Origin of the sequence: Mucilaginibacter sp., assembly GCF_965277465.1 — a bacterium.
Taxonomy (GTDB): domain Bacteria; phylum Bacteroidota; class Bacteroidia; order Sphingobacteriales; family Sphingobacteriaceae; genus Mucilaginibacter.
Map to the genome: position 1 here is coordinate 48,634 of NZ_CBDICW010000001.1, position 26,184 is coordinate 74,817.

Here is a 26,184-nt window from a genome sequence, read left to right on the forward strand (position 1 = left end):
ATGCATCTGTTTTTAAATAAAAAACTAACAAAGTTTCGCTCAGGTTAAATCAGTACATGTTTTAAAATAATTATTTAGCGCAAAAAATAATTTTGCTGCGGAAAAGGAGATGTAAAAAAATGCCTTTACAATTGTTGTTAAACGATAAAAAATAAAGTGCGTTTTTTCATCAGTAAAAAAAAGGCAATAAAAAACCCGTAAACCGGCAACTTTTAAAAAAATTGTCAATTTACGGGTAGGTATATTAATAAAAGAAACAGGCCTAATAAGCGTTCCTTTTGTATCTAATTATATGTGTATTGCCCTGTTTCCGGTAGCTGCAAGGCAGGCTTCGCGCATGGCTTCAGTGTAGGTTGGGTGTGCATGGCTCATGCGTGATATATCCTCGGCCGATGCGCGATACTCCATAGCAACTACGGCTTCGGCTATCATATCAGCGGCACGCGGGCCAATCATGTGTACGCCTAATATCTCGTCGGTAGTGGCATCAGCCAGCACTTTTACAAAACCATCTAAATCACCGCTGGCACGTGCACGGCCGCTGGCTTTAAATGGGAACGATCCTGTTTTGTATTTAACACCGGCTGCTTTTAGTTGCTCTTCTGTTTGGCCAACAGCGGCAACTTCGGGCCAGGTATAAACTACACCCGGTATCAGGTTATAATCAATATGTGGTTTTTGTCCGGCAATAATTTCGGCTACTAAAGTACCCTCATCTTCAGCCTTGTGGGCAAGCATAGCACCTTTAATTACATCGCCAATAGCATAAATTCCTTTTACACTGGTTTCCAGATGTTCATCAACTGTAATTTTACGGCCGCGTTCTTCAACCGTGATGCCTATCTTTTCCAAACCTAAACCATCGGTATAAGCAATACGACCCACTGCAACTAAACAGTAATCACCTTTAAGCTCTTTCTTTTCGCCTTTAGGGTCATCAAAAGTTACGGTAACCTCGTTACCTTTTACAGTAGCGCCAGTTACTTTATGACCCAGGTAAAACTCCATGCCTAATTTTTGCAGTACCTTTTGCAGCTCTTTACCCAAGCTTTTATCCATAGTTGGGATAATGGAATCCATAAACTCAATTACGGATACCTTTGCACCTAAACGTGCATAAACCGAGCCCAGCTCCAAACCAATAACCCCGCCGCCTATTAACACCAAATGCTTAGGTATTTCTTTAAGCGTTAATGCTTCGGTTGAGGTGATGATGCGTTTTTTATCAACAGTTAAAAATGGCAATGCCGATGGTTTTGAACCCGTAGCAATGATTACATTTTTACCGGTAATTTCCACTTCGGTAGCATCGGCTTTTTTTATGGTGATGGTGTTTTTGTCTTTAAAAGACCCTACACCTGTATAAACATCAATTTTGTTTTTTTTCATCAGGTAGGCAATACCACTGGTATTAGCAGTAACTACCTCTTCCTTACGCTTTATCATCTGCCCAAAATCAATACCTAAATTATCAAGCTTTATACCATGGGTGGTAAAGGTATGAGCGGCATTGTGGTAATGCTCCGACGAATCAAGGAGGGCCTTTGAAGGGATACAACCTACATTAAGGCAGGTACCACCTAAAGTATTATATTTTTCAATGATAGCAGTTTTTAAACCCAACTGGGCACTACGTATAGCGGCAACGTAACCTCCGGGGCCCGAACCGATAACGATAACATCATATTGCATAGACTTTTGTTTTATGGAGCGCAAAGTTAATCAATATCAGATGGCTAAGAAATACTTAAGCAATTAATATGGCTAAAGTTGACTTTTAGTTGATGCTAAGGCCTGCCCCCTTACACCCCGCTTATTAAGCGAGAATGACAGGCAATACAGTCACCTGCTTTAATACATGAGTTTTGCTTGCTCTTGGAACACCGCTCCCGCGAGCTTCCAACTCGTGGTAAAACATGCATTAACCCCGCTCCCGCGAGCTTCCAGCTCGTGGTAAACATGCATTAAGCTTTCAGCTTAAACAAAAAAGCCCCGGCTAATGCCAGGGCTCTTAAAATACCTATGTAGTAAAAAGCTTAAGCTTCGGCTAAATGCTCACCGGTAACTACTTCCTTAATCTTGGCTTCTAATTCTTCCATTAGTTCAGGGTTATCCAGTATCAGTTGTTTAACTGCGTCACGGCCCTGACCCAAGCGGGTTTCGCCATAGCTAAACCACGAACCTGCTTTTTTAATAATGTTATGCTCAACACCTAAGTCGATAATTTCACCGGCCTTTGAAATGCCCTGGCCAAACATAATATCAAATTCAGCTATGCGGAAAGGCGGTGCTACTTTGTTTTTTACAATTTTAACCTTAACACGGTTACCTGATACTTCGTCGCTATCTTTAATTTGAGAGATCCGGCGTACATCCAAACGTACCGAGGCATAAAACTTAAGGGCGTTACCACCTGTGGTAGTTTCAGGGTTACCAAACATTACGCCAATCTTTTCGCGCAGCTGGTTGATAAATATACAGCAGCATCCTGTTTTGCTGATGGTACCGGTTAGCTTACGCAAAGCCTGCGACATTAAACGTGCCTGCAAACCCATTTTTGAGTCGCCCATTTCACCTTCAATTTCTGCTTTGGGTACTAAAGCGGCAACAGAGTCAATAACCAAGATATCGATAGCACCCGAGCGGATCAGGTTATCGGCAATTTCAAGTGCCTGCTCACCATTATCCGGCTGTGAGATCAAAAGATTCTCCACATCAACCCCTAATTTTTTTGCGTAGAAACGGTCAAAGGCATGCTCAGCATCAATAAAGGCAGCAATACCACCTGCCTTTTGCGATTCGGCAATTGCATGGATAGCTAATGTTGTTTTACCAGATGATTCGGGGCCGTATATTTCAATAACCCTGCCTTTTGGTAAACCGCCAACACCCAAAGCAATATCCAGGCCCAATGAGCCGGTTGATATAACTTCAGTAGCTTCAATAGCGGTATCACCCAATTTCATGATGGTACCTTTTCCGTATGATTTTTCCAGCTTATCTAACGTTAGCTGTAATGCCTTTAATTTATCTGCGCTACTCATTTTTTAATTATTATATACAAATGTAAAAAGTATTATTATAAAATACTAATTTTTTTAGCAATTTATTTTATTGTTTTTAGCGTTCCTGAAATACGCTGAACAGGCCTTTACGCACTATTCTTCGAAGGGGCTCAGGATGACACCCCTGGTTTAATTTAGTTACGGAATTAAAGTAAACTTAATCAACTACGTTATACCAATCAAATATCTTTATCCACACTTCTTTTGGCCAGTTCCTTGCTTATTTTGTTAAGGGTAGCTTTTCTTTTTTGATCCTTTACTTTTTTCAGTTTCAGAGCCTCGGCTTTAAGCAGGGCTGTTTCGGTATGTGTTTGCTCGTAATATTTGCAAAACCAGCTGATGGGGCATTGCTCGCATTTAGGGCTGCGGGCCAGGCAAATGTAACGGCCGTGCAGTATCAGCCAGTGGTGTGCAGTTCCTAATGTTTCCTGCGGTAAAAACTCGGTAAGCTGCTTTTCAACAGCCAGGGGTGTTGTGGCTTTAGTGGTTAAGCCGATGCGGTTTGATACCCTGAAAACGTGGGTATCAACAGCTATGGCCGGCGCATCAAATACTACCGATGCAATTACATTAGCTGTTTTGCGACCAACACCTGGCATTTTTTGCAGGTCGTCAATCCCGGCGGGTACTTCGCCATTAAAAACCTCTACCAGCATTTTTGCCATGCCTACCAAATGCTTGGCTTTATTATTAGGATAGCTTACACTGCGGATATAATTAAAAACCTCATCGGCGTTTGATGCCGCCAATGCTTGCGGTGTAGGGAAACGCTCAAACAAGGCCGGTGTTACCTGGTTAATGCGCTTATCAGTGCATTGTGCCGAAAGTATAACAGCCACCAATAACTGAAACGGGTTACTGTAATGCAGCTCTGTTTCTGCATCGGGCTGGTTTTTTGAAAAATATTCAACAAAGTTTTTATAGCGATCCTTTTTAGTCATTGGTCATTAGTCATTATGGTTATTTATTCAGGAACATTTTGGCTGCCTGCTACCAATAACCCGGTTGCAATAATCCTCAATAAATAACAATTCACCAAAACCGGCAAGTATTTATTATTGATTGGAAAGCTAATGACTTATTGACAAATGACTTAATAAACCAGCCCTAAAATGGAAAGGTTCACAAACCGCAGATTGTTTAAAAATTAAACAGTCAGGATCTGTGAACCAGTGCTTTTTACTTACTGCTACTACCTTAAACTCTTTGAGTAATCAAGAATTTGGTGGATAGTTTGAACTTTAGGATTCTTTTTCAAAAGATCCAGATCAGCACGAAGGGAATGATAAAACATTAGTTCGTCGCCTTCCAGATTCTCCTGCAATTCCTCGTTCACCTTAGCCTTGTTGGTAAGTAAATTTAAAGTTGTTGTAAAGGTTTCATCCATAAGCTTTATAAAATTTCTGTTGTTTACAGATACTAAACGAAAGCTTAAATATAATATTTTATTAAGATGAAAATTAAATGAAATTTTTTTGTGACAATTAATAAGCCGCTGATTATTGATGCTGATTAAGCGAGCGATTGACCTTTGTTAAACAAATTGATTGAGAAATCACCACAACTCAATCAACGCGTATAACCAATCAACCACTCACTCATCAACTAATTTTTAAGGCTCAGCTCCTTGCTCTGCATCATTTTACGCAGATTGTTAAGGGCATAGCGCATACGGCCAAGCGCAGTATTGATGCTTACATCGGTAATGTCAGCAATTTCTTTAAAGCTCATATCACCAAAATGGCGCATTATTAAAACCTCTTTTTGCTCGGCCGGTAATAAATGAATCAATGATTTCAGGTCCTTGTAGGTTTGCTCGCGCACCATGCGGTCTTCTGTGCTCTCATCGTAATTTCCTAAAACTTCAAAAATATCAAAGTCGTCGCCATTGCTTATCATTGGCGCACGTTTTTCGCGGCGAAAGTGGTCAATAACTAAATTATGTGCAATACGGGTTACCCAGGGTAAAAACTTACCTTCCTCGTTATATTTACCAGCTTTTAAAGTGTTAATTACTTTTATAAAGGTATCCTGAAAAATATCCTCGGCCAGATATTCGTCTTTTACCAGTAGATAAATAGAAGTGTAAATTTTTGATTGATAGCGGCGAATCAATTCAACCAGTCCGGCTTCATCACCTGCAATGTATAAATGGATCAGATCCTGGTCACTCTTCAATTGAAAATCCATAGAAAAACTACTTAACTTAATTAATTAAAATATTATTATAAAAGTAGAGTTCTATCTATAGCGTTCTTTTTTAGGGATTAAGAAATTGTTATCCCAAATAAAACAAATTATCGGTAAAAAAACAAATATTATTTTTCGTTAAAAATAAGCAGCGTCATTTTATATTGTTTTTGCCCGTTTAAATACAATTACGTAAATGGTAGTGAGCAAATTGTCAGTCCATTGCAAACTATTTGGCAAATGGTTAAATAACTCAATACTAATCGCAAACCGATTTGGATACTGCTAAATATTTTAGGATTTTTGCATTTTGAACAACAGGCCGCAGCCTGCCGCACGCCAACCATTATTAAATTGGGAAACGGGCAGCAGGTTATGAGCTATGGACTATCAAACTATGATCAAAGAAGCAGATAAAGATCCTCAACGTCATATTATTATAAAAGGGGCCCGTGTACACAACCTGAAAAACCTGGATGTGGCCATTCCTAAAAATAAGCTGGTAGTAGTAACGGGCATGTCGGGCTCGGGTAAGTCATCCCTTGCCTTTGATACCCTGTACGCCGAAGGGCAGCGCCGCTATGTGGAAAGCCTTTCATCATACGCGCGCCAGTTTTTGGGCCGTATGAACAAGCCCGACGTTGATTATATAAAAGGTATTGCACCAGCTATTGCTATTGAGCAAAAGGTAATTACCTCAAACCCGCGTTCAACCGTAGGTACATCAACCGAGATCTATGATTACCTGAAACTGCTTTTTTCGCGTGTGGGTAAAACCATTTCGCCTATCTCAAGCGGCATCGTAAAAAAAGATTCGGTTACGGATGTGATCAATTTTATCATGACCCTGCCAGCCGAAACGCAGGTTACTATATTATGTCCCCTTTATCCGCACAATAACCGCAGCTTAAAAGAAGAGCTGGCCGTATTGATGCAAAAGGGCTTTGTACGCGTGGAGTTTAAAGGCAAGCTATCAAAAATTGAAGACCTGCTGGAGGACATGAGCATTGTTGACGATGGCTCATGGCTGATCGACGAGGTTGACGGCAAAGCCGATGGTGTAAAAACCAAAGCTAAAAGCAAAAAGAAAAAAGCTGATGCCGAAGAAGAACCAGCCGCCCCTGTTCTTAACGCTCAATTGCCTATCCCGGCAGTAAGGATAGTGATTGACAGGATCTCGAAAAATGAAGAGGATGAAACCGTTAGCCGCCTTGGCGACTCGGTACAAACTGCATTTTTTGAAGGCAAGGGCGATTGCTACGTACGCTTTACAGAGCCTGACGCTGATAAAGAAACCGAACGCTTTTTTTGCGACAGGTTTGAATTGGACGGTATCCGTTTTGAAGAACCTACGGCTAACTTTTTCAGCTTTAACAACCCTTATGGGGCTTGTAAACGCTGCGAGGGTTACGGTAAAGTAATTGGTATTGACGAGGACCTGGTTATCCCCGATAAAAGCAAAAGTGTATATGAAGGTGCCATTGCCCCATGGCGCGGCGAAAAGATGCGTGAGTGGAACGATAAATTAGTAAAAACTGCCTTAAAGTTTGATTTCCCTATCCACCGCCAATACAACCAGCTTACCGAAGAACAGCAAAGACTGATATGGACAGGTAACAGCCATTTCCGCGGATTGAATGAGTTCTTTAAGGAAATGGAAGAGCAAACCTATAAGATCCAGTACCGGGTTTTGCTATCGCGATACCGGGGTAAAACCACCTGCCCCGAGTGTAAGGGCAGCCGTTTAAGGCAGGATGCATCATATGTGAAGATCAGCGGAAAATCCATAACCGATGTGGTTTTAATGGCTTTGGATAAGGCCCTGGAGTTTTTCCAGAGCATTGAACTGAACGAAACTGACACCAAGGTAGGCAAGCGCCTGCTGATGGAAATAAATAACCGCCTGCTGTTTTTAAATGATGTTGGCTTAAGCTATTTAACGCTTAACCGTTTATCAAACACGCTTTCGGGCGGTGAATCGCAGCGCATTAACCTGGCAACCTCATTGGGCAGTAGCCTTGTAGGTTCTATTTATGTATTGGATGAACCAAGCATTGGCTTGCACCCGCGTGATACTGAACGCCTGATAAGTGTTTTAAGATCACTGCGCGATGTTGGCAATACCGTATTGGTTGTTGAGCACGAAGAAGAAATAATGAAGGCCGCCGATCATATTATTGATATTGGCCCCGAGGCTGGCACACACGGCGGTAACCTGATGTTTACCGGTACTTACGAAGAAATAATTAAGGATGATAATAGCCTTACCGGCCGCTATTTAAGCGGGAAGGAACAGATTGCTATCCCAACAAGCCGCCGCCCATGGAATGATTTTATTGAAATTAAGGGTGCGCGCGAAAATAACCTGCAACATGTAAATGCCAAATTTCCGTTAGGGGTTTTAACCGTGGTTACGGGTGTATCCGGCTCGGGTAAAACAAGTTTGGTAAAACGTATACTGGCCCCTGCCCTGCAAAAAACGCTGGGTAATTATAATGGGGAACAAACCGGATCGTACGATAGTATTGAGGGTGATTATCAAAAAATTGAACAGGTAGAGATGGTTGATCAAAACCCTATCGGCCGTTCGTCGCGCTCCAACCCGGTTACTTATGTAAAAGCCTGGGACGAGATCCGTAACTTGTTTGCCGCACTGCCGGTATCAAAGGCGGCGGGTTTAAAACCATCGGCATTTTCATTTAACGTTGAGGGTGGCCGTTGTGATGTTTGCCAGGGCGAAGGCGAGGTAAAGATTGAAATGCAGTTTATGGCTGATATTTTTCTGACCTGCGAAACCTGCGGCGGCAAGCGTTTTAAACAGCATATTTTAGATGTTACTTACCAGGATAAAAATGTATCTGACGTTTTAGGGATGACCATTGAGGAAGCTTTGGAATTTTTTGTTAAGGAACCAAAGATCATCGCCAAAATAAAACCACTGATGGATGTTGGTTTGGGTTACGTACAGTTAGGGCAATCGTCAAACACGCTGTCGGGTGGCGAGGCTCAGCGTATTAAGCTGGCATCATTCCTGGTTAAGGGTAATAATACCCATAAAACCCTGTTTATATTTGATGAACCTACAACAGGTCTTCACTTTGCAGATATTAAGAAGCTGCTGAAATCATTTGATGCGTTGTTAGACCACGGCAATACCATTTTGGTTATTGAACACAATATGGATGTGATAAAATGTGCCGACTGGGTAATTGACATTGGCCCCGAAGGTGGCGACCGTGGCGGTAAAGTAGTATTTGAAGGCACCCCCGAAAACCTGATCAAAGAAAAGGATAGTTATACGGGTAAGTTTTTGAAGGAAAGGTTTTAAGGGATAAAAAAATTTAGAATTTAATAAACAAGGCCGCTTCATATTAATGAAGCGGCCTTGTTGTGTATAAGTTTTTTTATGTGGTAAGATAAGCTCTTACTCTGAGAAACGATGAAGTAATTCCTAATCTACACTGCAAGCCGCCCTGTAAAGTCGGGGATTGCTTCGTTCCTCGCAAGGACGGTAGTAGAAAACAAACACTTTCCGCACGTCCTTGCGAGGAGGAACGACGAAGCAATCACTAATATGAAGTGCGAACATGAAAGTTAAACACTGCAAGCCTCCCTGTAAGTCGTGAGATTGCTTCGTACCTTTGTACATTTCAGAGACACAAAGTATTGTGACTCTACATATCAAATCATTTTGTAGAGACACAACACTTTGTGTCTTTTAACCATATCAAATACGTTTGGATATTCCCTTAATAAATATACCTTACAAACGCTTCCATGGCTTCGTATTCGGCCATGCCTAACTTGTCGTAACATTTGGCCGTTTCACGGGTACGGTCCTCTGCCCTCACCCAGAACTCCCTGGCATCATCTCCCGGGAATACCGGCCTGTCCTTCTGGCTCTGGTGCTTAAAGATCGCGTTCCGCTTCCGGATCACTTCCTGCGGCGACAGCGGTACGGCCATCTCTATCTCGTACGTGTCAAACTCCTGCCATGCCCCACGGTACATCCACAGCCAGCAGTCTTTTACCCAGGCCTCTGTTTCGCTTAGCCTGCGCAGTGCCGCAAGGATGATATTGAAGCACACCAGATGTGTCCCGTTAGGGTCCGCAAAGTCGCCCGCTGCAAACACCTGCTCCGGTTTTACCTGCTGCAGCAGTTCCATCGTCAGCCGGATGTCTTCTTCTCCCGCCGTGTTCTTCTTGATCTTCCCGGTTTCGTAGAATGGCAGCGCCATAAAGTGGATATGGTCGTCGCTCAGTCCTGCATAGCGTGCTCCCGAGATCGCTTCTGTCTTCCGGATAAAGCCTTTTACATCCCTGATCTCTTTTGTATCTACCTGGTTGGGTTGTTTTGTCGGGATAAACGCCCGCATCTCTTCGTAGATGTTCTTCAGCCTGCTGTTATCCTCCCCGATGCTTTGGTTAAAGTCTATCGCGAATTCTACAAAGCGCAGTACGTCATCATCCCATACCGCTGTATTCCCCGAGGTCTGGTACGCTACGTGTACATCATGCCCCTGGTCTACCAGCCTTATGAACGTGCCCCCCATCGAGATCACATCGTCATCCGGGTGCGGCGAGAAGATGATCGCTCTTTTGCGTGCCGGTTGTGCCCTTTCCGGACGCTGGCTGTCGTCCGCATCGGGTTTACCGCCCGGCCAGCCCGTGATCGTATGCTGCAGCTGGTTAAAGATGTCTATATTGATATTGTATACCGGGCCCTGTTCTACCGCTAACTGCGCCATCCCATGGTTATTGTAGTCTTCTTCTGTTAGTTTCAGGATCGGCTTATCCGTCGTATTGGCTAACCAGATCACGGCTTTCTTTTTCAGCGTGTTTTCCCACACGCAGTCTTTTACCAGCCAGGGGGTATCAAAGCGGGTCAGTGAGCTGGCTGCTGCTGCATCCAGCACAAATTCTACATGGTCGGATAATTGCAGGTAGGTTGCCGGTACTTCGCCCGAGATCTCGCCTTCTACTGCTTTCTTGATGATCGGTGCCTTTTTCAGGCTCCAGGCCATCAGGATGATCTCCCTGGCCTTGAAGATCGTGCCGATCCCCATCGTGATCGCCTTCGTCGGTACGTTTTGTTTACCTCCGAAGTCTCTTGAGGCATCGTTCCGCGTCAGGTCATCCAGTGTAACCAACCGGGTACCTGAGTTAGGGGCCGAGCCGGGTTCGTTAAAGCCGATGTGGCCCGTACGCCCTATCCCCAGTATCTGCAAATCCAGCCCGCCTAATTTGGTGATCTTTTGCTCGTAATCCAGGCAAAACGCTGCTACCGCGTCTTTATCCAATGTCCCGTCAGGGATATGTACATGCTCTTTTGCTATATCTACATGGCTGAACAGGTGCTCGTTCATGAACGTTACATAGCTCTGCGCCGCATCCGGCTGCATCGGGTAGTATTCGTCCAGGTTGAACGTGATCACATTCTTAAAGCTCAGTCCTTCTTCTTTGTGTTTGCGTACCAGTTCGGCATACACCGCTACCGGCGTTACCCCTGTGGCCAGGCCCAGTACCGTCTTTTCGCCTTTTGACTCTTTGTCTTTGATCAGCTTCGCTATCCGATCTGCTACCGCCTTCGAGCCTGATTCCCTGCTCTCGTACACGCTTACTGGTAGCTTCTCGTACCGCGTCTCTTCTAATAAATTTAATCGCGCCATATTATAGATTGTGGTTAGTAAAACATGAATAATGAAAAGTGCTTACAAAGAAAATCCCCGCCGGGGCGAGGATTTATTCAAACCAATTTAACTATTAAAATTACCCTTACCGACATAAGGTTAATGAGAAGTTCGATATATAATAAGCTTTGCATTAATTCAATACAAACTTAATAAATTAAATTTTACAATTCCAATACTTTTTAAAATATTTTAATAAGTTTTTATTGCCTTAACATTGTACCTATATTTTACCCCTATCTGCCAAAATTTATCCTGTTTTGTAACAGTGTTAACATTAGCACCTAATTACTGATCATTTTATTAAATTAGCTTCTTAAACTGACCGAAACAAAATGAAAAAACTGCTACTCTTTATCGGGGTTGCGTTATGGTGTAATTTTGCCAGCGCCCAATCAGCTCCCGACACCGCCTACATCAGGGACCATTACACTAAAATGGAAAAATATATTACCATGCGCGATGGTAAAAAACTGTTCACTTCCATTTACCTGCCGAAGGATCAGTCTAAAAAATACCCTATCCTGATGACCCGCACGCCATATACTGTTGCGCCTTATGGCGAAAACAACTATAAAAAATCGTTAGGGCAAAATTCACTGCTGGAGAAAGAGGGCTTTATTTTTGTTTACCAGGATGTACGCGGCAAGTGGATGAGTGAAGGCGATTTTGTTGACGTGCGCCCAAACATCGATAACAAAAAAGGCAAAACCCAAATAGACGAAAGCTCTGACACTTACGACACGATTGACTGGCTGATAAAAAACCTGCCAAACAACAATGGCAAGGTAGGTATTGAAGGTATCTCGTATCCGGGGTTTTACTCAACAGCATCACTCCCAAATGCGCACCCAGCTTTAAAGGCGGTATCGCCGCAGGCCCCGGTTACTGATTGGTTTATCGGCGATGATTTTCATCATAACGGTGTTTTGTTTTTGATGGATGCTTTTTCATTTATATCAAGCTTTGGCGTTCCGCGCCCTATGCCTATTACACCTGCCCAGTTTAAAAATGGCATCAAGTTTTCGGCGGCTGATAATTATAAGTTTTACCTGAACATGGGTGCCCTGCCTAATTATAAAACACACTACATGGGCGATTCGGTACAGTTTTGGAATAATATGATGGCGCATCCAAACTATGATAAGTTTTGGCAGGATATGAACATCCGCCCGCATTTAAAAAACATTACCCCGGCAACCATGACCGTTGGTGGATTTTTTGATGCCGAGGATTGCTTTGGCGCGCTGCATGTATTTGAAGCCCTTGAAAAGCAAAACCCGGCAACGCATAAAAATATGCTGGTTATGGGTCCATGGTTCCATGGTGGCTGGGAACGTGGCGACGGCCAGTTTTTTGGCGATCAGAATTTCGGCTCAAAAACAAGCGCATGGTTCCAGGAAAACTTGGAGCTGCCTTTCTTTAAATACTACCTGAAAGGCGAAGGCGAGCTTGATCTGCCAAAGGCAACCATTTTTATCTCGGGCAGTAACGAATGGAAAAAATTCAGCAAGTGGCCACCTGAAAACACTACCGAAAAAACTTTATACTTTCATGCTGATGGGAAGCTATCATTTGATGCACCAACAAGCAGCGAGAACTTCGACGAATATGTAAGTGATCCAAATTCGCCGATACCTTACCAGGATGGGATCCAATCACGTCGTACCCGCGAGTATATGTTGGACGACCAGCGTTTTGCCGGCCGACGCCCGGATGTTAAGGTTTACCAAACCGATACCCTGACAAACGATATTACCTTAACCGGCCCTGTAGTTGCCGACCTTTTAACCTCTATCAGCAGTACCGATGCCGATTACGTGGTAAAACTGATCGATGTTTTCCCGGATAATTATCCTGCACCGGTGCCAAATCCTAAAAATGTGATCATGTCTGGCTATGAGATGCTGGTACGCGGCGAAATATTCAGGGGCAAGTTCCGCAACTCGTTCGAAAAACCGGAGCCCTTTGTTCCGGGTAAGGTAACCGAGATTAAATACAACCTGCCCGATGTTGCGCATACCTTCCGTAAAGGACACCGCATTATGATACAGGTACAAAACTCATGGTTCCCGCTGGCCGACAGAAACCCACAAAAATTTGAGGATATCAACCAGGCTAAAGATTCGGATTTTCAAAAAGCAACCATCAGGATCTATCACGATGCTCAAAACAAATCGAGCGTTAAGGTTACTGTACTGCAATAATTAATTTTCACAATAGATTACACACATAAATGAAACTAAGTAAATTATTAATATGCGCCCTTGCATTACTCTCAATGGGGGCAAAGGCGCAAATGTTAGGCGGCAAGCGCGAAACATATACCCGTGCCGATTCTTTACGCGGCTATCAAAGTCCGCTGCGTACCTGTTACGATATTAATTACTATCACCTTGATGTTAAGTTTGATATTGATAACAAATTCATCAGCGGCAGCAACCTGTTTAAGTTTACCGCAACAGATGATTTCATCAAATTACAGTTTGATCTTTTTGCTAACCTGAAGGTTGAAAAGGTGGTTTATAAAGGCAAAGAACTGCCTTACACCCGCGAGTTTAATGCCGTGTTTGTTACCTTCACCAATACCATAACCAAAGGCAGTAAAGATCAGTTTACCGTTTATTATTCGGGCAACCCAACCATAGCCAAACGTGCGCCCTGGGATGGTGGTATTGTTTTCGCCAAAGATTCATTGGGTAACCCATGGGTGGCTACAGCCTGCCAGGGTATTGGCGCCAGCATCTGGTGGCCTAATAAAGATCAGCAGGCTGATGAAGTTGACAGCGCGTTGATCAGCATCAGTGTTCCTAAAGGTTTAATTGATGCATCGAATGGCCGCCTGCGTAAGGTTACTGATTTAAAAAACGGCTATACCCGTTTCGATTGGTTTGTGGCCAACCCCATTAATAATTATGATATTGAGGCTAACATTGGCAAGTATACCCACTTTAGCGATAGCTATATGGGCGAAAAAGGTAAGCTGACCTTAGATTACTGGGTACTGGATTATAACTTAGCAAAGGCAAAAAAACAATTTGGCGAAAATGTTAAGGATATGATCAAGGCTTTTGAGCACTGGTTTGGCGCTTATCCTTTTTACGAGGATGGCTATAAGCTGATTGAGGCACCGCATTTAGGTATGGAGCACCAGAGCGGTACAGCCTATGGCAACCACTATGGCAATGGCTATTTAGGGCGTGATCTTTCAGGTACCGGATGGGGCCTTAAATGGGATTTTATTATTGTGCACGAAAGCGGCCACGAATGGTTTGGTAATAACATTACCTCAAAAGACCTGGCTGATATGTGGATCCATGAAAGCTTTACCAATTATTCTGAATCATTATTTGTTGAGGACCGCTACGGCAAACAAGCCGGGCAGGAATATGTGCATGGTACCCGCTTTGCCATACAAAACGACTCGCCTATTTTAGGCATTTACAATGTGAACCGCGAAGGATCGGGCGATATGTATTATAAAGGCGGTAACCTGCTGAACATGATCCGTACTATAATTAATGATGACGAAAAATGGCGCGGTATTTTGCGAGGCCTTAATAAAATCTTTTACCACAAAACCGTAACTTATGATGATGTAGTGAATTACATTAATGAGCAATCGGGCAAAAACCTATCGCCGGTTTTTGATCAGTATTTAAAATATAAGGGCATCCCTATCCTTAACTTTATGGAAACAGAAGGTAAACTTTACGTTCGCTGGATCTCGGATGTTAAAGGGTTCAACATGCCGGTAAGGGTAAAGATAAAAGGTGGTGAGTATGAATTTATTACCCCATCAACCCGCTTTAAACCTGTTGATATTAAGAATGCCAACAAAGCTAATATTGAGGTAGATACCTTTAATTATTATATAGGTGTAATGGTAGATTAAATTGCGGCATAGTCAATCCCTAAAAAGGTCACATCTATTACAGGTGCGACCTTTTTTTATTTAATGCGATTGGGTAATCAATAAAATATTTTTAACTTATACATTTAAAAACAATAGTTATGGGACGCATTGTAATTGTATGCTATAAACCAAAGCCCGGCAAAGCCGAGGCACTGAAACAACTTACCCAAACACATGTATCGCGCCTAAAAAAGGAAAGTTTGGTAACCGACCGCCAACCCATTATTATGGAAACAGCCGATGGTACCATTATAGAGGTTTTTGAATGGCTATCGGCCGAGGCCATACAACAGGCACATTCAAATCCGGCAGTTCATCAAATGTGGGGAGAGTATGCTGAGGTTTGCGATTATGTAAACCTCAACAGCCTAAGCGAAGCGGAGAATTTGTTTGCCGAGTTTAATGCGATAGGTTAGTGATGATTTTTCGTTGTGCTCAATCGAAAAAAAGCACCATAGATGCTAAATATCGGTAGAAAAAACAATGTGATTAGCTTGCATGCCATAGGTAGGCAAATTTGCAAGCAACAATCTCAGTGGATTATTCCTGTTCAACCCAGTTGCCATCATCTTTAATAATGCCAATCAATTCATCGAGCGCATTGGCCGAACTTATATTTTTCTTCACCGCCTCTTTGCCGCGGTAAAGGGTAACCTTATCCGTACCCGAACCAACATAGCCATAATCAGCATCGGCCATTTCGCCGGGGCCGTTAACTATGCAACCCATAATACCAATTTTTAACCCTTTTAAATGGCTTGTGCGGCTGCGGATCATCTGCGTGGTAATCATCAGGTCAAACAATGTACGGCCACAGCTTGGGCATGATATATATTCGGTTTTTGAAATTCGCGAGCGGGTAGCCTGCAAAATACCAAAAGCGGTAGAAGTAATTACCTTAGCCTCGACAGCAGGGGCATCAATCCAGATCCCGTCGCCAAAACCATCAACCAATAAAGCACCTAAATCTGTAGATGCGTAAAGCTGTAAGTTCTGTGTACGCAGTTCTGCATCTGTAATTGCAGCAAAGTCATAATCTCGTTTGATGATAACAGGTATATCCAGTTCTGACTCCTCTAACTTAAAAAAGAATGAACGCTGGTCGGCCATGCCATGCAAGGCATCGGTTTCTAAAACAAAAACTAACGATTGATTAAACGGTAAAGCACCAAACGCCTCCGAATCAATATCTGCCGGTTTCACTTTTACCAGGTTCAGGGCTGATGAGCGGTCGGCCCCGTCCGCTACATACTCCTGCAAAGTAAACAGCGGGTGGCACATGGTTTTATCAGCTAATTGCAGCCATGTTTTATAGTTGTAGAGCTGTTTTAAATTACCCGGAAAATTAAAGGAGGGTAAATTATCCGCCAGGTAAACAAAATCAACCGACTGCTCGGCCATGTTATATTTATCCAGCAAAGCTGAATATAAATAGCCTGCATCGTTTAAAACAGCAGGATCTTTCAGATTTTTCTGTGACAGATCAATCACTACCCTTGGCACCATGTGGCCGCCAATAAAAGCATTAGCCTCATAAGTGTTGCGGCGAATGTATTCGTATGGGTTATGTGCGGAAGTGATTTCTTCAGCAGTAGTATTCTCAGCTTTTGCCTTTTGTTCTTTTGCCCTTGCAGAATAACGTTCAACCAAAGCAATAGCAACCGGGGCTTCTGCTTCCGGCTCTTCAGTTAGCGAAACACGAACCGTATCGCCAAGGCCATCTTCTAATAAGGTACCAATCCCTACTGCCGATTTGATGCGGCCATCTTCGCCATCGCCTGCTTCGGTAACGCCCAGGTGCAGCGGATAGTTCATCCCCTCGGCAACCATGGTTTCAACCAGCAGGCGGTAGGCCTGCACCATAACCTGTGGGTTGCTTGATTTCATGGATACCACCAGGTTGTAATAGTTGAGCGACTCGCACATGCGCATAAACTCCATAGCCGATTCAACCATGCCCTGCGGCGTGTCGCCATAGCGGCTCATGATCCTGTCTGATAGCGAACCGTGGTTAGTTCCTATCCGCATAGCGGTACCATATTCCTTACAGATTTTTACCAGCGGTGCAAACTTTTGGTTTATGCGTTCCAGCTCGCCAAGGTATTCGGCATCGGTATAGTCTATCTGGTCAAATTTCTTTTTATCGGCATAGTTGCCGGGGTTTACACGTACTTTTTCAACAATACGGGCCGCTACTTCGGCAGCATTGGGGGTAAAATGTATGTCGGCCACTAAGGGCACATTATAACCACGCTGGCGCAGCTGTTTTTTTATTTCGGCCAGGTTCTTGGCTTCTTTAATGCTGGGCGCAGTAATGCGCACATATTCGCAACCCGCATCAACCATCCTTATTGATTGCTCAACCGTACCAATGGTATCCATGGTATCGGTAGTGGTCATGCTCTGTATACGGATAGGGTTATTGCCGCCCATAGGTACATCGCCAATAAAAACTTCGCGCGTAATAAAACGGGAGTAATCAGTTAGCGAATTACAATAGCGGCCTTGCAGCAATTTAACAGCATCAGTATTCATCAAAGGATGGAATTAATATGATACAAAAATACAAAATATGATGGTTGTTGTATGAGCCTAAAGTTGAAAGCTTGTAAAGATTAAACTGCATGTGAAATTAAATAGCATGATTTATCTAATTTTCTTAAATTTGGTTAATGAGCACTCAATTCATCACTAACGATAAAGGCGAAAAAACCGCTGTAATTATTCCGATAAGTGAATATGAAAATCTGTTACACCAACATCATCTTGATCTTGACTTAACAGATGAGTATAAAACCATGATTGATGCGATGATAAAAGATGAGGAGCTTGAAAAAGCACAATACAAATCGTTTGAAAGCATTAAAAACAGGTTTCTCCCTAAATGATTTTTGAGCTTATTTTCAGAGTTGAAGCTGAAAAGGATTTAGAAGATATTCAAGATTATTACAACAAGATTCTACCCGCATTAACTGATCGGTTTTTCACTGAGTTTTTTGAAACGATGGACTTTATTCAAAGTGAACCACAGTTATTTTAAGTACGATACAGGGAAATAAGAATTGCTCCTTTATACAAGTTTCCGTACGGCATACATTATAAAGCAAACGGAAATAAGATCATAATTTATCGGGTGCTTCATACTAAAAGGTACTTTAAATAATATCAACCGCTATCGTCTTCTTCCTGATTTTCTGCTTTAAGCCCTAACATTCAAATACTAAATAACTTATTGCATACAAAAATTCGGTTTTAAATAAATATTTATAATTTAGTGTCGTATTTACAGTTATTAATCTAATCAACCCGATATGTTATTTCATAATGCTTTTTTGAAGGCGGTAAAACTTATCTGCCTGCCTGCCGCACTATTGCTTTTTAGTTTTAATGGTTTTGCCCAGCAAGGCCGTTCTGTTGCCGACTTTGATAAAGACTGGCATTTTCATTTAGGTGATGTGAGCAATGGCGAAAAGGAAAGCCTTAATGATGCTGCCTGGCGCACCCTTAACCTACCACACGACTGGAGCATTGAAGGTAAATTCAGCAAGGATAACCCTGCAACGCCCGAAGGTGGCGCCCTGCCCGGCGGCATTGGCTGGTACCGCAAAACATTCACTGTTCCGGCAGCTTCAAAAAGCAAATTGGTTTATATTGATTTTGACGGTGTTTACCAAAAAAGCGATGTTTGGGTAAATGGCCATCATTTAGGTTTCAGGCCCAATGGCTATATCTCTTTCAGGTATGAGCTAACTCCCTATTTAAACTTTGGCGGCAAAAACACCATAGCCGTTAAGGTTGATAACTCTGTACAGCCAAATTCACGCTGGTATTCGGGCTCGGGTATTTACCGTAATGTATGGCTGGTAACTACCAATAAAACAGCGGTAAACCACTGGGGTACCTATGTAACTACGCCAAAGGTTGATAACCAACAGGCTACCATACACATTGAAACCAGCGTACACTCGGCAGATAAAGCTGAGTTGAAAACCACTATTTATGATGCTGAAGGCAAAGCTGTAAAAAGTATAACCACGGCTATAAATGCTGCTGATGATAAAACAGCTGTAAAGCAGGATATAACCATTGCCGATCCAAAACTATGGTCGGTTGAGCTGCCTTACCTGTATAAGGTGGTAAGCGAGGTTTTAGTTGGCAATACCGTAGCTGATACTTACACCACGCCAATTGGTATCCGTTATTTTAATTTTGATGCTGATAAAGGCTTTACCCTAAACGGCAAGCCGGTTAAAATATTAGGCGTTTGTGATCACCACGATTTAGGTTCATTAGGTGCTGCTATAAATACCCGCGCACTGGAGCGCCAGCTGCAAATGTTAAAGGAAATCGGCTGCAATGGTATCCGTACCTCACACAATCCACCAGCCCCTGAATTGCTTGACCTTTGCGACAAGATGGGCTTTATTGTGATGGACGAAGCTTTTGATTGCTGGGAATGGAAAAAAGCCACTTATGACTACCATTTATTTTTTAAGGAATGGCACAAACGAGATTTAGAAGATCAGATACTGCGCGACCGTAATCACCCAAGTGTAATTATCTGGAGTATTGGCAACGAAATACCACAACAAAGCGATACCAGCGCTTTACGCCTGGCACCCGAACTTGCAGGCATTGTTCACAGCCTTGATTTAACAAGACCAATCACTACTGCAAATGACCGCCCTGACACCTCAAACAAGATCATTAAATCAGGTGCTATTGACCTGATAGGTTATAACTACCACGAGTTTAGCTATGCTACATTCCATGACAGGTATCCCGGTAAAAAATTCATCGCTACCGAAACAACTTCGGGCCTGGAAACCCGTGGGCATTATGATATGCCGTCAGACAGTATCCGCATCTGGCCGTCAAGATATGATAAGCCATTTACCGAGGGCAACGCAGATAATAGCGTATCTGCCTATGATAACGTGCGCCCGGCATGGGGATCAACCCACGAGGCTACCTGGAAAGTGATGAAGAAATACGATTTTCTTTCGGGCATGTTCATCTGGACCGGCTTTGACTATTTAGGCGAGCCTACTCCTTATACCTGGCCATCGCGCAGCTCATACTTTGGTATTATTGACCTTGCTGGATTCCCTAAAGATATTTATTACATGTACCAAAGCGAGTGGACCGATAAAACCGTGCTGCACATTTTTCCGCATTGGAACTGGACACCGGGTAAGACTGTTGACATTTGGGCATTTTATAACAATGCCGACGAGGTGGAGCTTTACCTGAACGGAAAATCAGTAGGGATCAAAAAGAAGACTGGCGACGACCTTCATGTAATGTGGCGTTTAAAATTTGAGCCGGGAACATTAAAAGCAGTATCGCGCAAGGATGGCAAAGTGGTTTTAACCCGCGAGATCCATACGGCCGGTGCCCCTGCAAAAATTGAACTGACTGCCGATAGAAAAAACATCAAAGCCGATGGTAAGGATTTATCCTTCATCACCGTAAAAATATTGGATAAAGACGGCAACGTTGTACCAAACGCCGATAACTTAGTGAACTTTAAACTAAATGGCGAAGCTTTTATAGCAGGTGTTGATAATGGCGATCCGGTTAGTCATGATTCTTTTAAGGTGAGTTACCGCAAGGCATTTAACGGCCTGGCACTGGCAATTGTACAGGCCAAAGAAAAAGCAGGTGCTGTTACATTTACGGCAACATCAGCCGGATTAAAACCAGCTGCATTAACCTTACAGGTTAAATAAAAAAGTAAAGAGTCGCAAAGTATTGTGTTTCTACAAAAAGCGTCATCCTGAAATCCAGGATGACGCTTTTTAATAGGACTGTATTTATTCTCCTTTAAACTTCAGGCCTATTTGTGCCCTTGCTGTATCCAGCATGGATATCATCTGCCGAGACATTTGGTGGCTAATGATTGGGCTTTCTTTTGCCCCCTGTTCTACTAAATCACAAAAATGCTGGGTTTCATAATTTAGGCCCCCGGCTATGAAAGGTTCATCCAATGTAATGATCCGGCCATCCAGGTAGTTAATAGTAGCCCTCGATGGGTTCCACCAGTTTTTGTTAATGGTAACATGCCCAAGTGTTCCGCAAATCAGGGCATCCCCCTTACCATGCAGATCAAAACCGCTGTAAAGCTGTGCATAACCCTGCTCATGTTCGGTTTGAAATATGGCAAACATATCAATCCCCGTTTCGCCAAACCTACCTAAGGTTTGCACCTGTTTGGTTGCGCCCAGCCAGTCGATAGCTAAAAAAGCCTCGTAAATGCCTATCCCCATTAATGCGCCGCCAGCTAATTCATAACTGTAATTAGGATGCCCGGGAGGGCAATCAGCAACTGATGAGCCCGCACGCACATAACCTACCGGGCCAATTGGATCAGTAATTAAATATTCTTTTAAACGGGTATATAAAGGATAAAAGGGAGGTTTCATTCCCTCCATAAATAGCAAACCCTTTAAGTGTGCAACGCTAAGTATAGTTTCTAATGCGGGTAAATTTATAGCCGCCGGTTTTTCGCATAATACATGCTTGCCTGCATGTAAGGCAGCTATGCTGTATTCGGCATGGCTATCGGGCAGGGTTGCTATATAAACCGCATCAATATCGCTGGCAAGCAGCTCATCAACCGATGTGCAGGCCTTGCCCCCATAGATGGCCACAAAATCAGTAACCGTTTCTACACGGCGCGACCATGATGCCGTTAACTCAGTACCGGGTACCTCCTTAAGCCCCTGCATAAAGCGGTGCGCTATGCGGCCGCAACCTATAATGCCCCAACGTATCATAATCCTGCTGATTTATATTTTGGTTAAAAAACAAATGTCACCCTTCGTTTGCAACAAAGGATGACATTTTAAATTTAAACTACCTATTGGTACTGAATATAAATAGGGTTTGGTTTTTTCTTTAAAACCTCCTCGGGTGTTAACATGTGGTGAGGAGCTTTCTTTAAATCATTTTTGTAGAACAATTTAAAACCTGTAAACTGTACAGGCTCGTTATGTATAAAGTAGCGCCATGTACCCTCTTTCAAATCCGGCTCACCCCATCCGTCCATATCCATTACTAATTGAACTTCAGGACGCAGTTTAATACCCTGGTAATTGGTAACCATCTTTTTGGTAAAGCGGTGTACAATTAAAATTTTTGGAGGCAGGTTATTCTTTTTTACAAGGCCAGCTAAATAGCCTGATACATAGTTAATATCGTCAGCATCATAAGTACCTATCTTTTTACCTGGATGGGTACCATCTTTCATTGAAAACTCAGGATCCATACCGAAGTGAACCTGTGGCATTATCAAATATTTCTCTAACAAAGGCAGTTCTGTTTTAATGTTGCTTAGCGCTACCTGCACATCTAAAAACACAATGGCATGTGCTTTTTTAGCAAGTACCAAAACGCTGTCAATTTGTTTAAATGGCATGCGGTGCCTGTATTTACCGTCTTTACCGGCATCGCCGCTGGCAACTACAGCTATATAATGTAAGGCTGGCTGTACCGGGGTTAAGGGATCAGCTTTTTGCCAGTTCTTTACTTCGCCTTTTAGTTTGGCAAGCATTTCATTTGGTGGCAATTCGCCCAATATACCCATCTTTTTTGCATACAGGTTACCATAAAATGCAACTACCCTTTTAAAAGGCAATATTGCGCCCGGTAAGGGGTACGGCGTATTTTTTACCGGCCATTTCCCGCTGGTATCACCATGTGCCAAACGTTTCATTAACGAATCGTATAGCTTTTTATCCAATGGCGGATAAGTAACCGGGGCAGCAACAGTATCTTTTGTTGCGGCTACGGTAGTAGTGGTGGTTTTTTTAGTAGTGTCTTTTACATCAACCTTACTGGTACTGCTGCTGGAATGACCACAGCTTGAAAAGAGCATTAACGAGGATAAAAGAAATGCGGCAGAAAAGATGATGTTCTTCAATTTCATTTTTATTGATTTGTATGTATAACCGGGGTGCTGCAAAGTAACAGCTTTTTTAGAGTGATTGAGTGTAATTTTATCAACATTTAAGTAACTGGTAGTTAATACAATGCAGCTTTACCGCAAACAGCATAACCTTAACCTGCTATTAACACATCAATTATTCCTTGTGTTTAAAAAACTTGCCAAACACCCCTAAAGGTAGTTTTGAACCTGCTGTTGCCTGTAAGTACAGCTCCCCTGTTTCCAGGTTTTGTACCTGCGGATAAGCACTTTTTATCAGGTTTTCAATAATTACCGATGAGAAGCCTAACGAATAAGTGTTCAGGATCAGGAAATGCTCTTCAGGATCCAGCAGCTGGATCACCTCGTCCATCATTTCGTTAATATTATCCTCTAACTTCCACTTTTCGCCGTTAGGGCCGTGGCCGTAAGCCGGTGGATCAAGTATGATACCGTTATATTTTTTTCCTCTTTTCAGCTCGCGCTTTACAAATTTCAGAGCATCTTCAACCACCCACCTAATATCGGTAAGCCCGGATATTTCCTGATTCTCATTGGCCCAGGTAACCACCTGTTTTATTGAGTCAACATGCGTAGTATCTGCTCCGGCTGCACGTGCTATAAGGGAAGCGCCTCCGGTGTAAGCAAACAGGTTAAGCACCTTAGGCTCTTTAGTTTTAAATTTTTTTATATTTTGGGTGATATAATCCCAGTTAACGGCCTGCTCGGGGAAAATACCCAAATGCTTAAAGGATGTTAATGCCAGCCTGAATTTAATGGCGGCTTCGGGGTTTTTATATTCTATATGCCAGCGGTCGGGCGTAGCGGGGTTCTTCTTTACCCACTCGCCTGATGTTGCCGAACGGCCTTTAAATTTAATATGATGAAGTTTTTGCCATTCGGCGCTGCTCAGGGCTTTGCTCCAAACCGCCTGTGGTTCGGGGCGTATTAAAATAACATTGCCAAAGCGTTCCAGCTTTTCAAAGTCGCCGCAATCAATCAGCTCGTAATCTTTCCAGTGCGTTGGTGTAAGTAGTTGGATCATTTCGTTTAAGTCCGGCTGGCAGATAAGCCCGGATACCGGAGATTTTTATTGTTAATCCGGCAGGCCGGAAAATAGTTTTAATTATAGCTTCTCTTTTGCAGCCTGCATAAACTTGCTGGCAAATACAAACGAGTTTAATTCTTTATTATCAGTATGGGCAATTTCTTTATTTGAGCCTTCCCACCATTTTTTACCCTCGTGCAAAAACACAATATGATCACCAATACCCATTACCGAGTTCATATCGTGGGTAACAATTACGGTGGTTATCTGGTATTCTTCGGTCAGCTCGTTGATCAGTTCATCAATCAGGATAGATGTTTTGGGGTCAAGACCTGAGTTGGGCTCATCCACAAACAAATACTTAGGCTGCATGGATATGGCCCTGGCAATACCCACACGTTTTTTCATCCCTCCCGATAGTTCAGAGGGGTAAAGTTTGTTCTTTCCCGTCAGGTTAACCCTTTCTAAACAAAAGTTTGCCCGCTCAAGCTTTTGGGCTCTGGACTCGTTGGTGAACAGGTTTAAAGGGAACATGATGTTTTCTTCAACCGTCATAGAATCAAACAGGGCCGAGTTTTGAAACAGCATCCCTATCTCTGTGCGGATAGGTACACGCTGGGTAAAATTCATTTCGGTAAAGTTCTCCTCATTAAAAAAAACCTGTCCTTTTGTAGGCTCGTGCAAGCCAACTATACACTTTAGCAAGGTGGTTTTTCCGGAACCGGAGCCACCTATGATCAGGTTATTTTTACCGGGTTTAAACTTGGCACTAATACCTTTTAAAACTGTATTTTCTCCAAATGTTTTATAAATATCCTTGATCTCGATCATAACATTACCCTTGATATTACTAAATCTGCAAAAAGGATAATCACACAGCTATAAACAACACCACGTGTGGCCGACTGGCCCACTTCTAAAGCTCCACCCTGGGTATAAAAGCCCTGGTAAGCGCAGATAGAAGTAATTATAAAGCCAAAGCACAATGATTTTACCATTGATGCCTGCAGGCTCACGGCACTGAAACTATCATGCAGGCCGGTAAGAAAATCGCTTGTGGTAATATCGCTTGATGATAAACAGGCTATATACCCGCCCGTTAAACCTAAAAGGATAGAAACAACGTTAAGCATAGGCACCATAGTAACGCCTGCAATTATTTTGGGCGAAATAAGGTAGCCAGGCGCATTTACACCCATAATTTCGAGTGCATCAATTTGCTCCGTTACCCGCATGGTACCTATTTGCGATGCAATGCTTGAACCTACCCTGCCAGCAAGTACCAGTGCAGAGATAGTTGGGCTAAATTCTAATATGGTTGAATCGCGTGCAATGCTGCCCACTATGGTATGCGGTACAACAGGGCTGGTTAACTGAAAAGCCACCTGTATAACTGCAACCGCACCAATAAATACCGATATAATGGCAATAATACCCAATGAACCGATACCAACTGATACCATTTCGCGCATAACCTCGGCCCAGTAAACACTGAACTTTTCGGGCTTGCGGAAACTTAAACGCATTAAAAGTATATATCTTCCTAAGCTATAAAACATTTATTATTTTAAAATTGGGCTAAAAATACGTTTTTTAACCTGATTTGAAACACAGTAAAAAGTCACAACAAAAAATAATAGGTTTTGCAGCTGTAAGTTAACTAAGTGCAGGGCATAATTGTTTGCTAAATTTCCAGCAATATTTACTAATTGCTTATTTAAATAACGAGATAATATCAGCTGTATTTAATACGGTGGCAAACTCCTCATTTAATGATGCAAGGGCTGTTTGATGCATTAATTCGGCATCATAAATTTCATTATTTACACCTTTTTTAGGGAAAGTTGCCACGGCATCAGTTGCCAGGTAGGTATTGTAACCAAAATTACCGGCCATACGGGTAGTGGTTGAAACGCAATGATCGGTAGTTAAGCCTATTATAACAACGGTATCAGTACCTGCATTATCCAACCGATCTTTTAAATCGGTACCTATAAAAGCACTATTAACAGATTTGGTAATAACCGGCTCATCCGCACGTGGTTTAACAATATCCTGAATCTCGTTTCCCGGATTACCTATTGCAAGCAATGAATCAGGATTGGACGAGCAATGTTGGATATGGTAAACAGGAAAGCCCCGCAGGCGCCAATGATCGAGCAATAACTTTGCGTTTTGTTCGGCACCGGGATTATTTCTTTTGCCGCCCCAATAGGCCTCATCAATAAACCCTTTCTGAATATCAACTAAAATTAATGCAGGTAAACCTTTTTTGCTGGCCATGTTAAAACTGATATTTAATTAATTCTTACTGATGTAAAAATGCAAATTCAATTGTAAACCGAATG

Annotated in this window: 19 protein-coding genes; 6 read left to right on the forward strand and 13 right to left on the reverse strand. The window is 42.7% G+C overall.

Annotation, left to right across the window (positions count from 1 at the left end):
• Positions 1 to 288: 288 nt before the first annotated feature.
• From lpdA to ACQY4U_RS00190, 5 genes are all read right to left on the reverse strand, one after another.
• On the reverse strand, positions 289 to 1,692 hold the full coding sequence (lpdA, locus tag ACQY4U_RS00170; RefSeq protein WP_428327331.1) for a dihydrolipoyl dehydrogenase: 1,404 nt from the start codon (positions 1,690 to 1,692) through the stop codon (positions 289 to 291).
• A 344-nt stretch (positions 1,693 to 2,036) separates the two neighbouring features.
• Positions 2,037 to 3,044 carry a recombinase RecA gene (gene recA, locus ACQY4U_RS00175; RefSeq protein ID WP_428327332.1) on the reverse strand — a complete coding sequence of 336 codons (1,008 nt, stop codon included), beginning with the start codon at positions 3,042 to 3,044 and terminating at the stop codon, positions 2,037 to 2,039.
• A gap of 200 nt (positions 3,045 to 3,244) precedes the next feature.
• On the reverse strand, positions 3,245 to 4,006 hold the full coding sequence (gene nth / locus ACQY4U_RS00180) for an endonuclease III (RefSeq protein ID WP_428327333.1): 762 nt from the start codon (positions 4,004 to 4,006) through the stop codon (positions 3,245 to 3,247).
• Positions 4,007 to 4,257: 251 nt separating this feature from the next.
• Positions 4,258 to 4,452, reverse strand: a complete 195-nt coding sequence (locus tag ACQY4U_RS00185) for a hypothetical protein (RefSeq protein WP_428327334.1) — start codon at positions 4,450 to 4,452, stop codon at positions 4,258 to 4,260.
• A 218-nt stretch (positions 4,453 to 4,670) separates the two neighbouring features.
• A complete protein-coding gene (locus ACQY4U_RS00190) occupies positions 4,671 to 5,255 on the reverse strand; it encodes an RNA polymerase sigma factor (RefSeq protein ID WP_428327335.1) in 585 nt (194 codons plus the stop codon).
• 397 nt (positions 5,256 to 5,652) lie between these two features.
• Here ACQY4U_RS00190 and uvrA point away from each other — a divergent pair, with 397 nt between their 5' ends.
• Complete coding sequence (gene uvrA, locus ACQY4U_RS00195; RefSeq protein WP_428329709.1) at positions 5,653 to 8,583, forward strand: excinuclease ABC subunit UvrA; 2,931 nt, start codon at positions 5,653 to 5,655, stop codon at positions 8,581 to 8,583.
• A 421-nt stretch (positions 8,584 to 9,004) separates the two neighbouring features.
• On the opposite strand, the gene nagB is transcribed toward uvrA, so the two are convergent.
• Positions 9,005 to 10,924 (reverse strand): glucosamine-6-phosphate deaminase, encoded by a 1,920-nt coding sequence (nagB, locus tag ACQY4U_RS00200; protein WP_428327336.1) that lies wholly within the window; start codon positions 10,922 to 10,924, stop codon positions 9,005 to 9,007.
• A 356-nt stretch (positions 10,925 to 11,280) separates the two neighbouring features.
• Here nagB and ACQY4U_RS00205 point away from each other — a divergent pair, with 356 nt between their 5' ends.
• From ACQY4U_RS00205 to ACQY4U_RS00215, 3 genes are all read left to right on the forward strand, one after another.
• Entirely contained in the window at positions 11,281 to 13,152 is a 1,872-nt protein-coding gene (locus ACQY4U_RS00205; RefSeq protein ID WP_428327337.1) for a CocE/NonD family hydrolase, read from the forward strand.
• Positions 13,153 to 13,181: 29 nt separating this feature from the next.
• Positions 13,182 to 14,840 (forward strand): M1 family metallopeptidase, encoded by a 1,659-nt coding sequence (locus ACQY4U_RS00210; RefSeq protein ID WP_428327338.1) that lies wholly within the window; start codon positions 13,182 to 13,184, stop codon positions 14,838 to 14,840.
• A gap of 119 nt (positions 14,841 to 14,959) precedes the next feature.
• Positions 14,960 to 15,277, forward strand: a complete 318-nt coding sequence (locus ACQY4U_RS00215) for a hypothetical protein (protein WP_428327339.1) — start codon at positions 14,960 to 14,962, stop codon at positions 15,275 to 15,277.
• A 124-nt stretch (positions 15,278 to 15,401) separates the two neighbouring features.
• Here the strand turns inward: ACQY4U_RS00215 and ispG are convergent, their stop codons facing one another.
• Positions 15,402 to 17,396 carry a (E)-4-hydroxy-3-methylbut-2-enyl-diphosphate synthase gene (gene ispG, locus ACQY4U_RS00220; protein ID WP_428327340.1) on the reverse strand — a complete coding sequence of 665 codons (1,995 nt, stop codon included), beginning with the start codon at positions 17,394 to 17,396 and terminating at the stop codon, positions 15,402 to 15,404.
• A gap of 137 nt (positions 17,397 to 17,533) precedes the next feature.
• On the opposite strand from ispG, the gene ACQY4U_RS00225 reads away from it, so the two are divergent.
• Together ACQY4U_RS00225 and galB are read left to right on the forward strand one after the other, a co-directional pair.
• Positions 17,534 to 17,749 carry a hypothetical protein gene (locus ACQY4U_RS00225; protein WP_428327341.1) on the forward strand — a complete coding sequence of 72 codons (216 nt, stop codon included), beginning with the start codon at positions 17,534 to 17,536 and terminating at the stop codon, positions 17,747 to 17,749.
• Positions 17,750 to 18,172: 423 nt separating this feature from the next.
• Entirely contained in the window at positions 18,173 to 20,593 is a 2,421-nt protein-coding gene (galB, locus tag ACQY4U_RS00230) for a beta-galactosidase GalB (RefSeq protein ID WP_428327342.1), read from the forward strand.
• Positions 20,594 to 20,677: 84 nt separating this feature from the next.
• Here galB and ACQY4U_RS00235 read toward each other — a convergent pair whose 3' ends face one another.
• The 6 genes from ACQY4U_RS00235 to ACQY4U_RS00260 form a co-directional block, all read right to left on the reverse strand.
• Entirely contained in the window at positions 20,678 to 21,640 is a 963-nt protein-coding gene (locus ACQY4U_RS00235; RefSeq protein WP_428327343.1) for a Gfo/Idh/MocA family protein, read from the reverse strand.
• 83 nt (positions 21,641 to 21,723) lie between these two features.
• Complete coding sequence (locus ACQY4U_RS00240) at positions 21,724 to 22,791, reverse strand: hypothetical protein (protein WP_428327344.1); 1,068 nt, start codon at positions 22,789 to 22,791, stop codon at positions 21,724 to 21,726.
• A gap of 154 nt (positions 22,792 to 22,945) precedes the next feature.
• Entirely contained in the window at positions 22,946 to 23,833 is an 888-nt protein-coding gene (locus ACQY4U_RS00245) for a class I SAM-dependent methyltransferase (protein WP_428327345.1), read from the reverse strand.
• 81 nt (positions 23,834 to 23,914) lie between these two features.
• The gene (locus ACQY4U_RS00250) at positions 23,915 to 24,667 is read right to left on the reverse strand and encodes an ABC transporter ATP-binding protein (protein ID WP_428327346.1); all 753 of its coding nucleotides are present in this window, start codon (positions 24,665 to 24,667) and stop codon (positions 23,915 to 23,917) included.
• Positions 24,664 to 25,395 carry an MlaE family ABC transporter permease gene (locus ACQY4U_RS00255; protein WP_428327347.1) on the reverse strand — a complete coding sequence of 244 codons (732 nt, stop codon included), beginning with the start codon at positions 25,393 to 25,395 and terminating at the stop codon, positions 24,664 to 24,666. The genes ACQY4U_RS00250 and ACQY4U_RS00255 overlap by 4 nt, the downstream gene beginning before the upstream one ends.
• A gap of 154 nt (positions 25,396 to 25,549) precedes the next feature.
• Positions 25,550 to 26,119: a cysteine hydrolase family protein gene (locus ACQY4U_RS00260; RefSeq protein ID WP_428327348.1), complete on the reverse strand. Its 570-nt coding sequence runs from the start codon at positions 26,117 to 26,119 to the stop codon at positions 25,550 to 25,552.
• Positions 26,120 to 26,184: the final 65 nt, after the last annotated feature.

Excerpts from the sequence above, each read along its gene's own strand:
- ACQY4U_RS00235 (WP_428327343.1), bottom strand. The coding sequence starts at position 21,640 with ATGATACGTTGGGGCATTATAGGTTGCGGCCGCATAGCGCACCGCTTT.
- ispG (WP_428327340.1), bottom strand. The coding sequence starts at position 17,396 with ATGAATACTGATGCTGTTAAATTGCTGCAAGGCCGCTATTGTAATTCG.
- ACQY4U_RS00260 (WP_428327348.1), bottom strand. The coding sequence starts at position 26,119 with ATGGCCAGCAAAAAAGGTTTACCTGCATTAATTTTAGTTGATATTCAG.
- ACQY4U_RS00205 (WP_428327337.1), top strand. The coding sequence starts at position 11,281 with ATGAAAAAACTGCTACTCTTTATCGGGGTTGCGTTATGGTGTAATTTT.
- ACQY4U_RS00185 (WP_428327334.1), bottom strand. The coding sequence starts at position 4,452 with ATGGATGAAACCTTTACAACAACTTTAAATTTACTTACCAACAAGGCT.
- ACQY4U_RS00255 (WP_428327347.1), bottom strand. The coding sequence starts at position 25,395 with ATGTTTTATAGCTTAGGAAGATATATACTTTTAATGCGTTTAAGTTTC.
- ACQY4U_RS00210 (WP_428327338.1), top strand. The coding sequence starts at position 13,182 with ATGAAACTAAGTAAATTATTAATATGCGCCCTTGCATTACTCTCAATG.
- ACQY4U_RS00240 (WP_428327344.1), bottom strand. The coding sequence starts at position 22,791 with ATGAAATTGAAGAACATCATCTTTTCTGCCGCATTTCTTTTATCCTCG.
- nagB (WP_428327336.1), bottom strand. The coding sequence starts at position 10,924 with ATGGCGCGATTAAATTTATTAGAAGAGACGCGGTACGAGAAGCTACCA.
- ACQY4U_RS00225 (WP_428327341.1), top strand. The coding sequence starts at position 17,534 with ATGAGCACTCAATTCATCACTAACGATAAAGGCGAAAAAACCGCTGTA.
- ACQY4U_RS00190 (WP_428327335.1), bottom strand. The coding sequence starts at position 5,255 with ATGGATTTTCAATTGAAGAGTGACCAGGATCTGATCCATTTATACATT.
- lpdA (WP_428327331.1), bottom strand. The coding sequence starts at position 1,692 with ATGCAATATGATGTTATCGTTATCGGTTCGGGCCCCGGAGGTTACGTT.
- recA (WP_428327332.1), bottom strand. The coding sequence starts at position 3,044 with ATGAGTAGCGCAGATAAATTAAAGGCATTACAGCTAACGTTAGATAAG.
- ACQY4U_RS00215 (WP_428327339.1), top strand. The coding sequence starts at position 14,960 with ATGGGACGCATTGTAATTGTATGCTATAAACCAAAGCCCGGCAAAGCC.
- nth (WP_428327333.1), bottom strand. The coding sequence starts at position 4,006 with ATGACTAAAAAGGATCGCTATAAAAACTTTGTTGAATATTTTTCAAAA.
- ACQY4U_RS00245 (WP_428327345.1), bottom strand. The coding sequence starts at position 23,833 with ATGATCCAACTACTTACACCAACGCACTGGAAAGATTACGAGCTGATT.
- ACQY4U_RS00250 (WP_428327346.1), bottom strand. The coding sequence starts at position 24,667 with ATGATCGAGATCAAGGATATTTATAAAACATTTGGAGAAAATACAGTT.
- uvrA (WP_428329709.1), top strand. The coding sequence starts at position 5,653 with ATGATCAAAGAAGCAGATAAAGATCCTCAACGTCATATTATTATAAAA.
- galB (WP_428327342.1), top strand. The coding sequence starts at position 18,173 with ATGTTATTTCATAATGCTTTTTTGAAGGCGGTAAAACTTATCTGCCTG.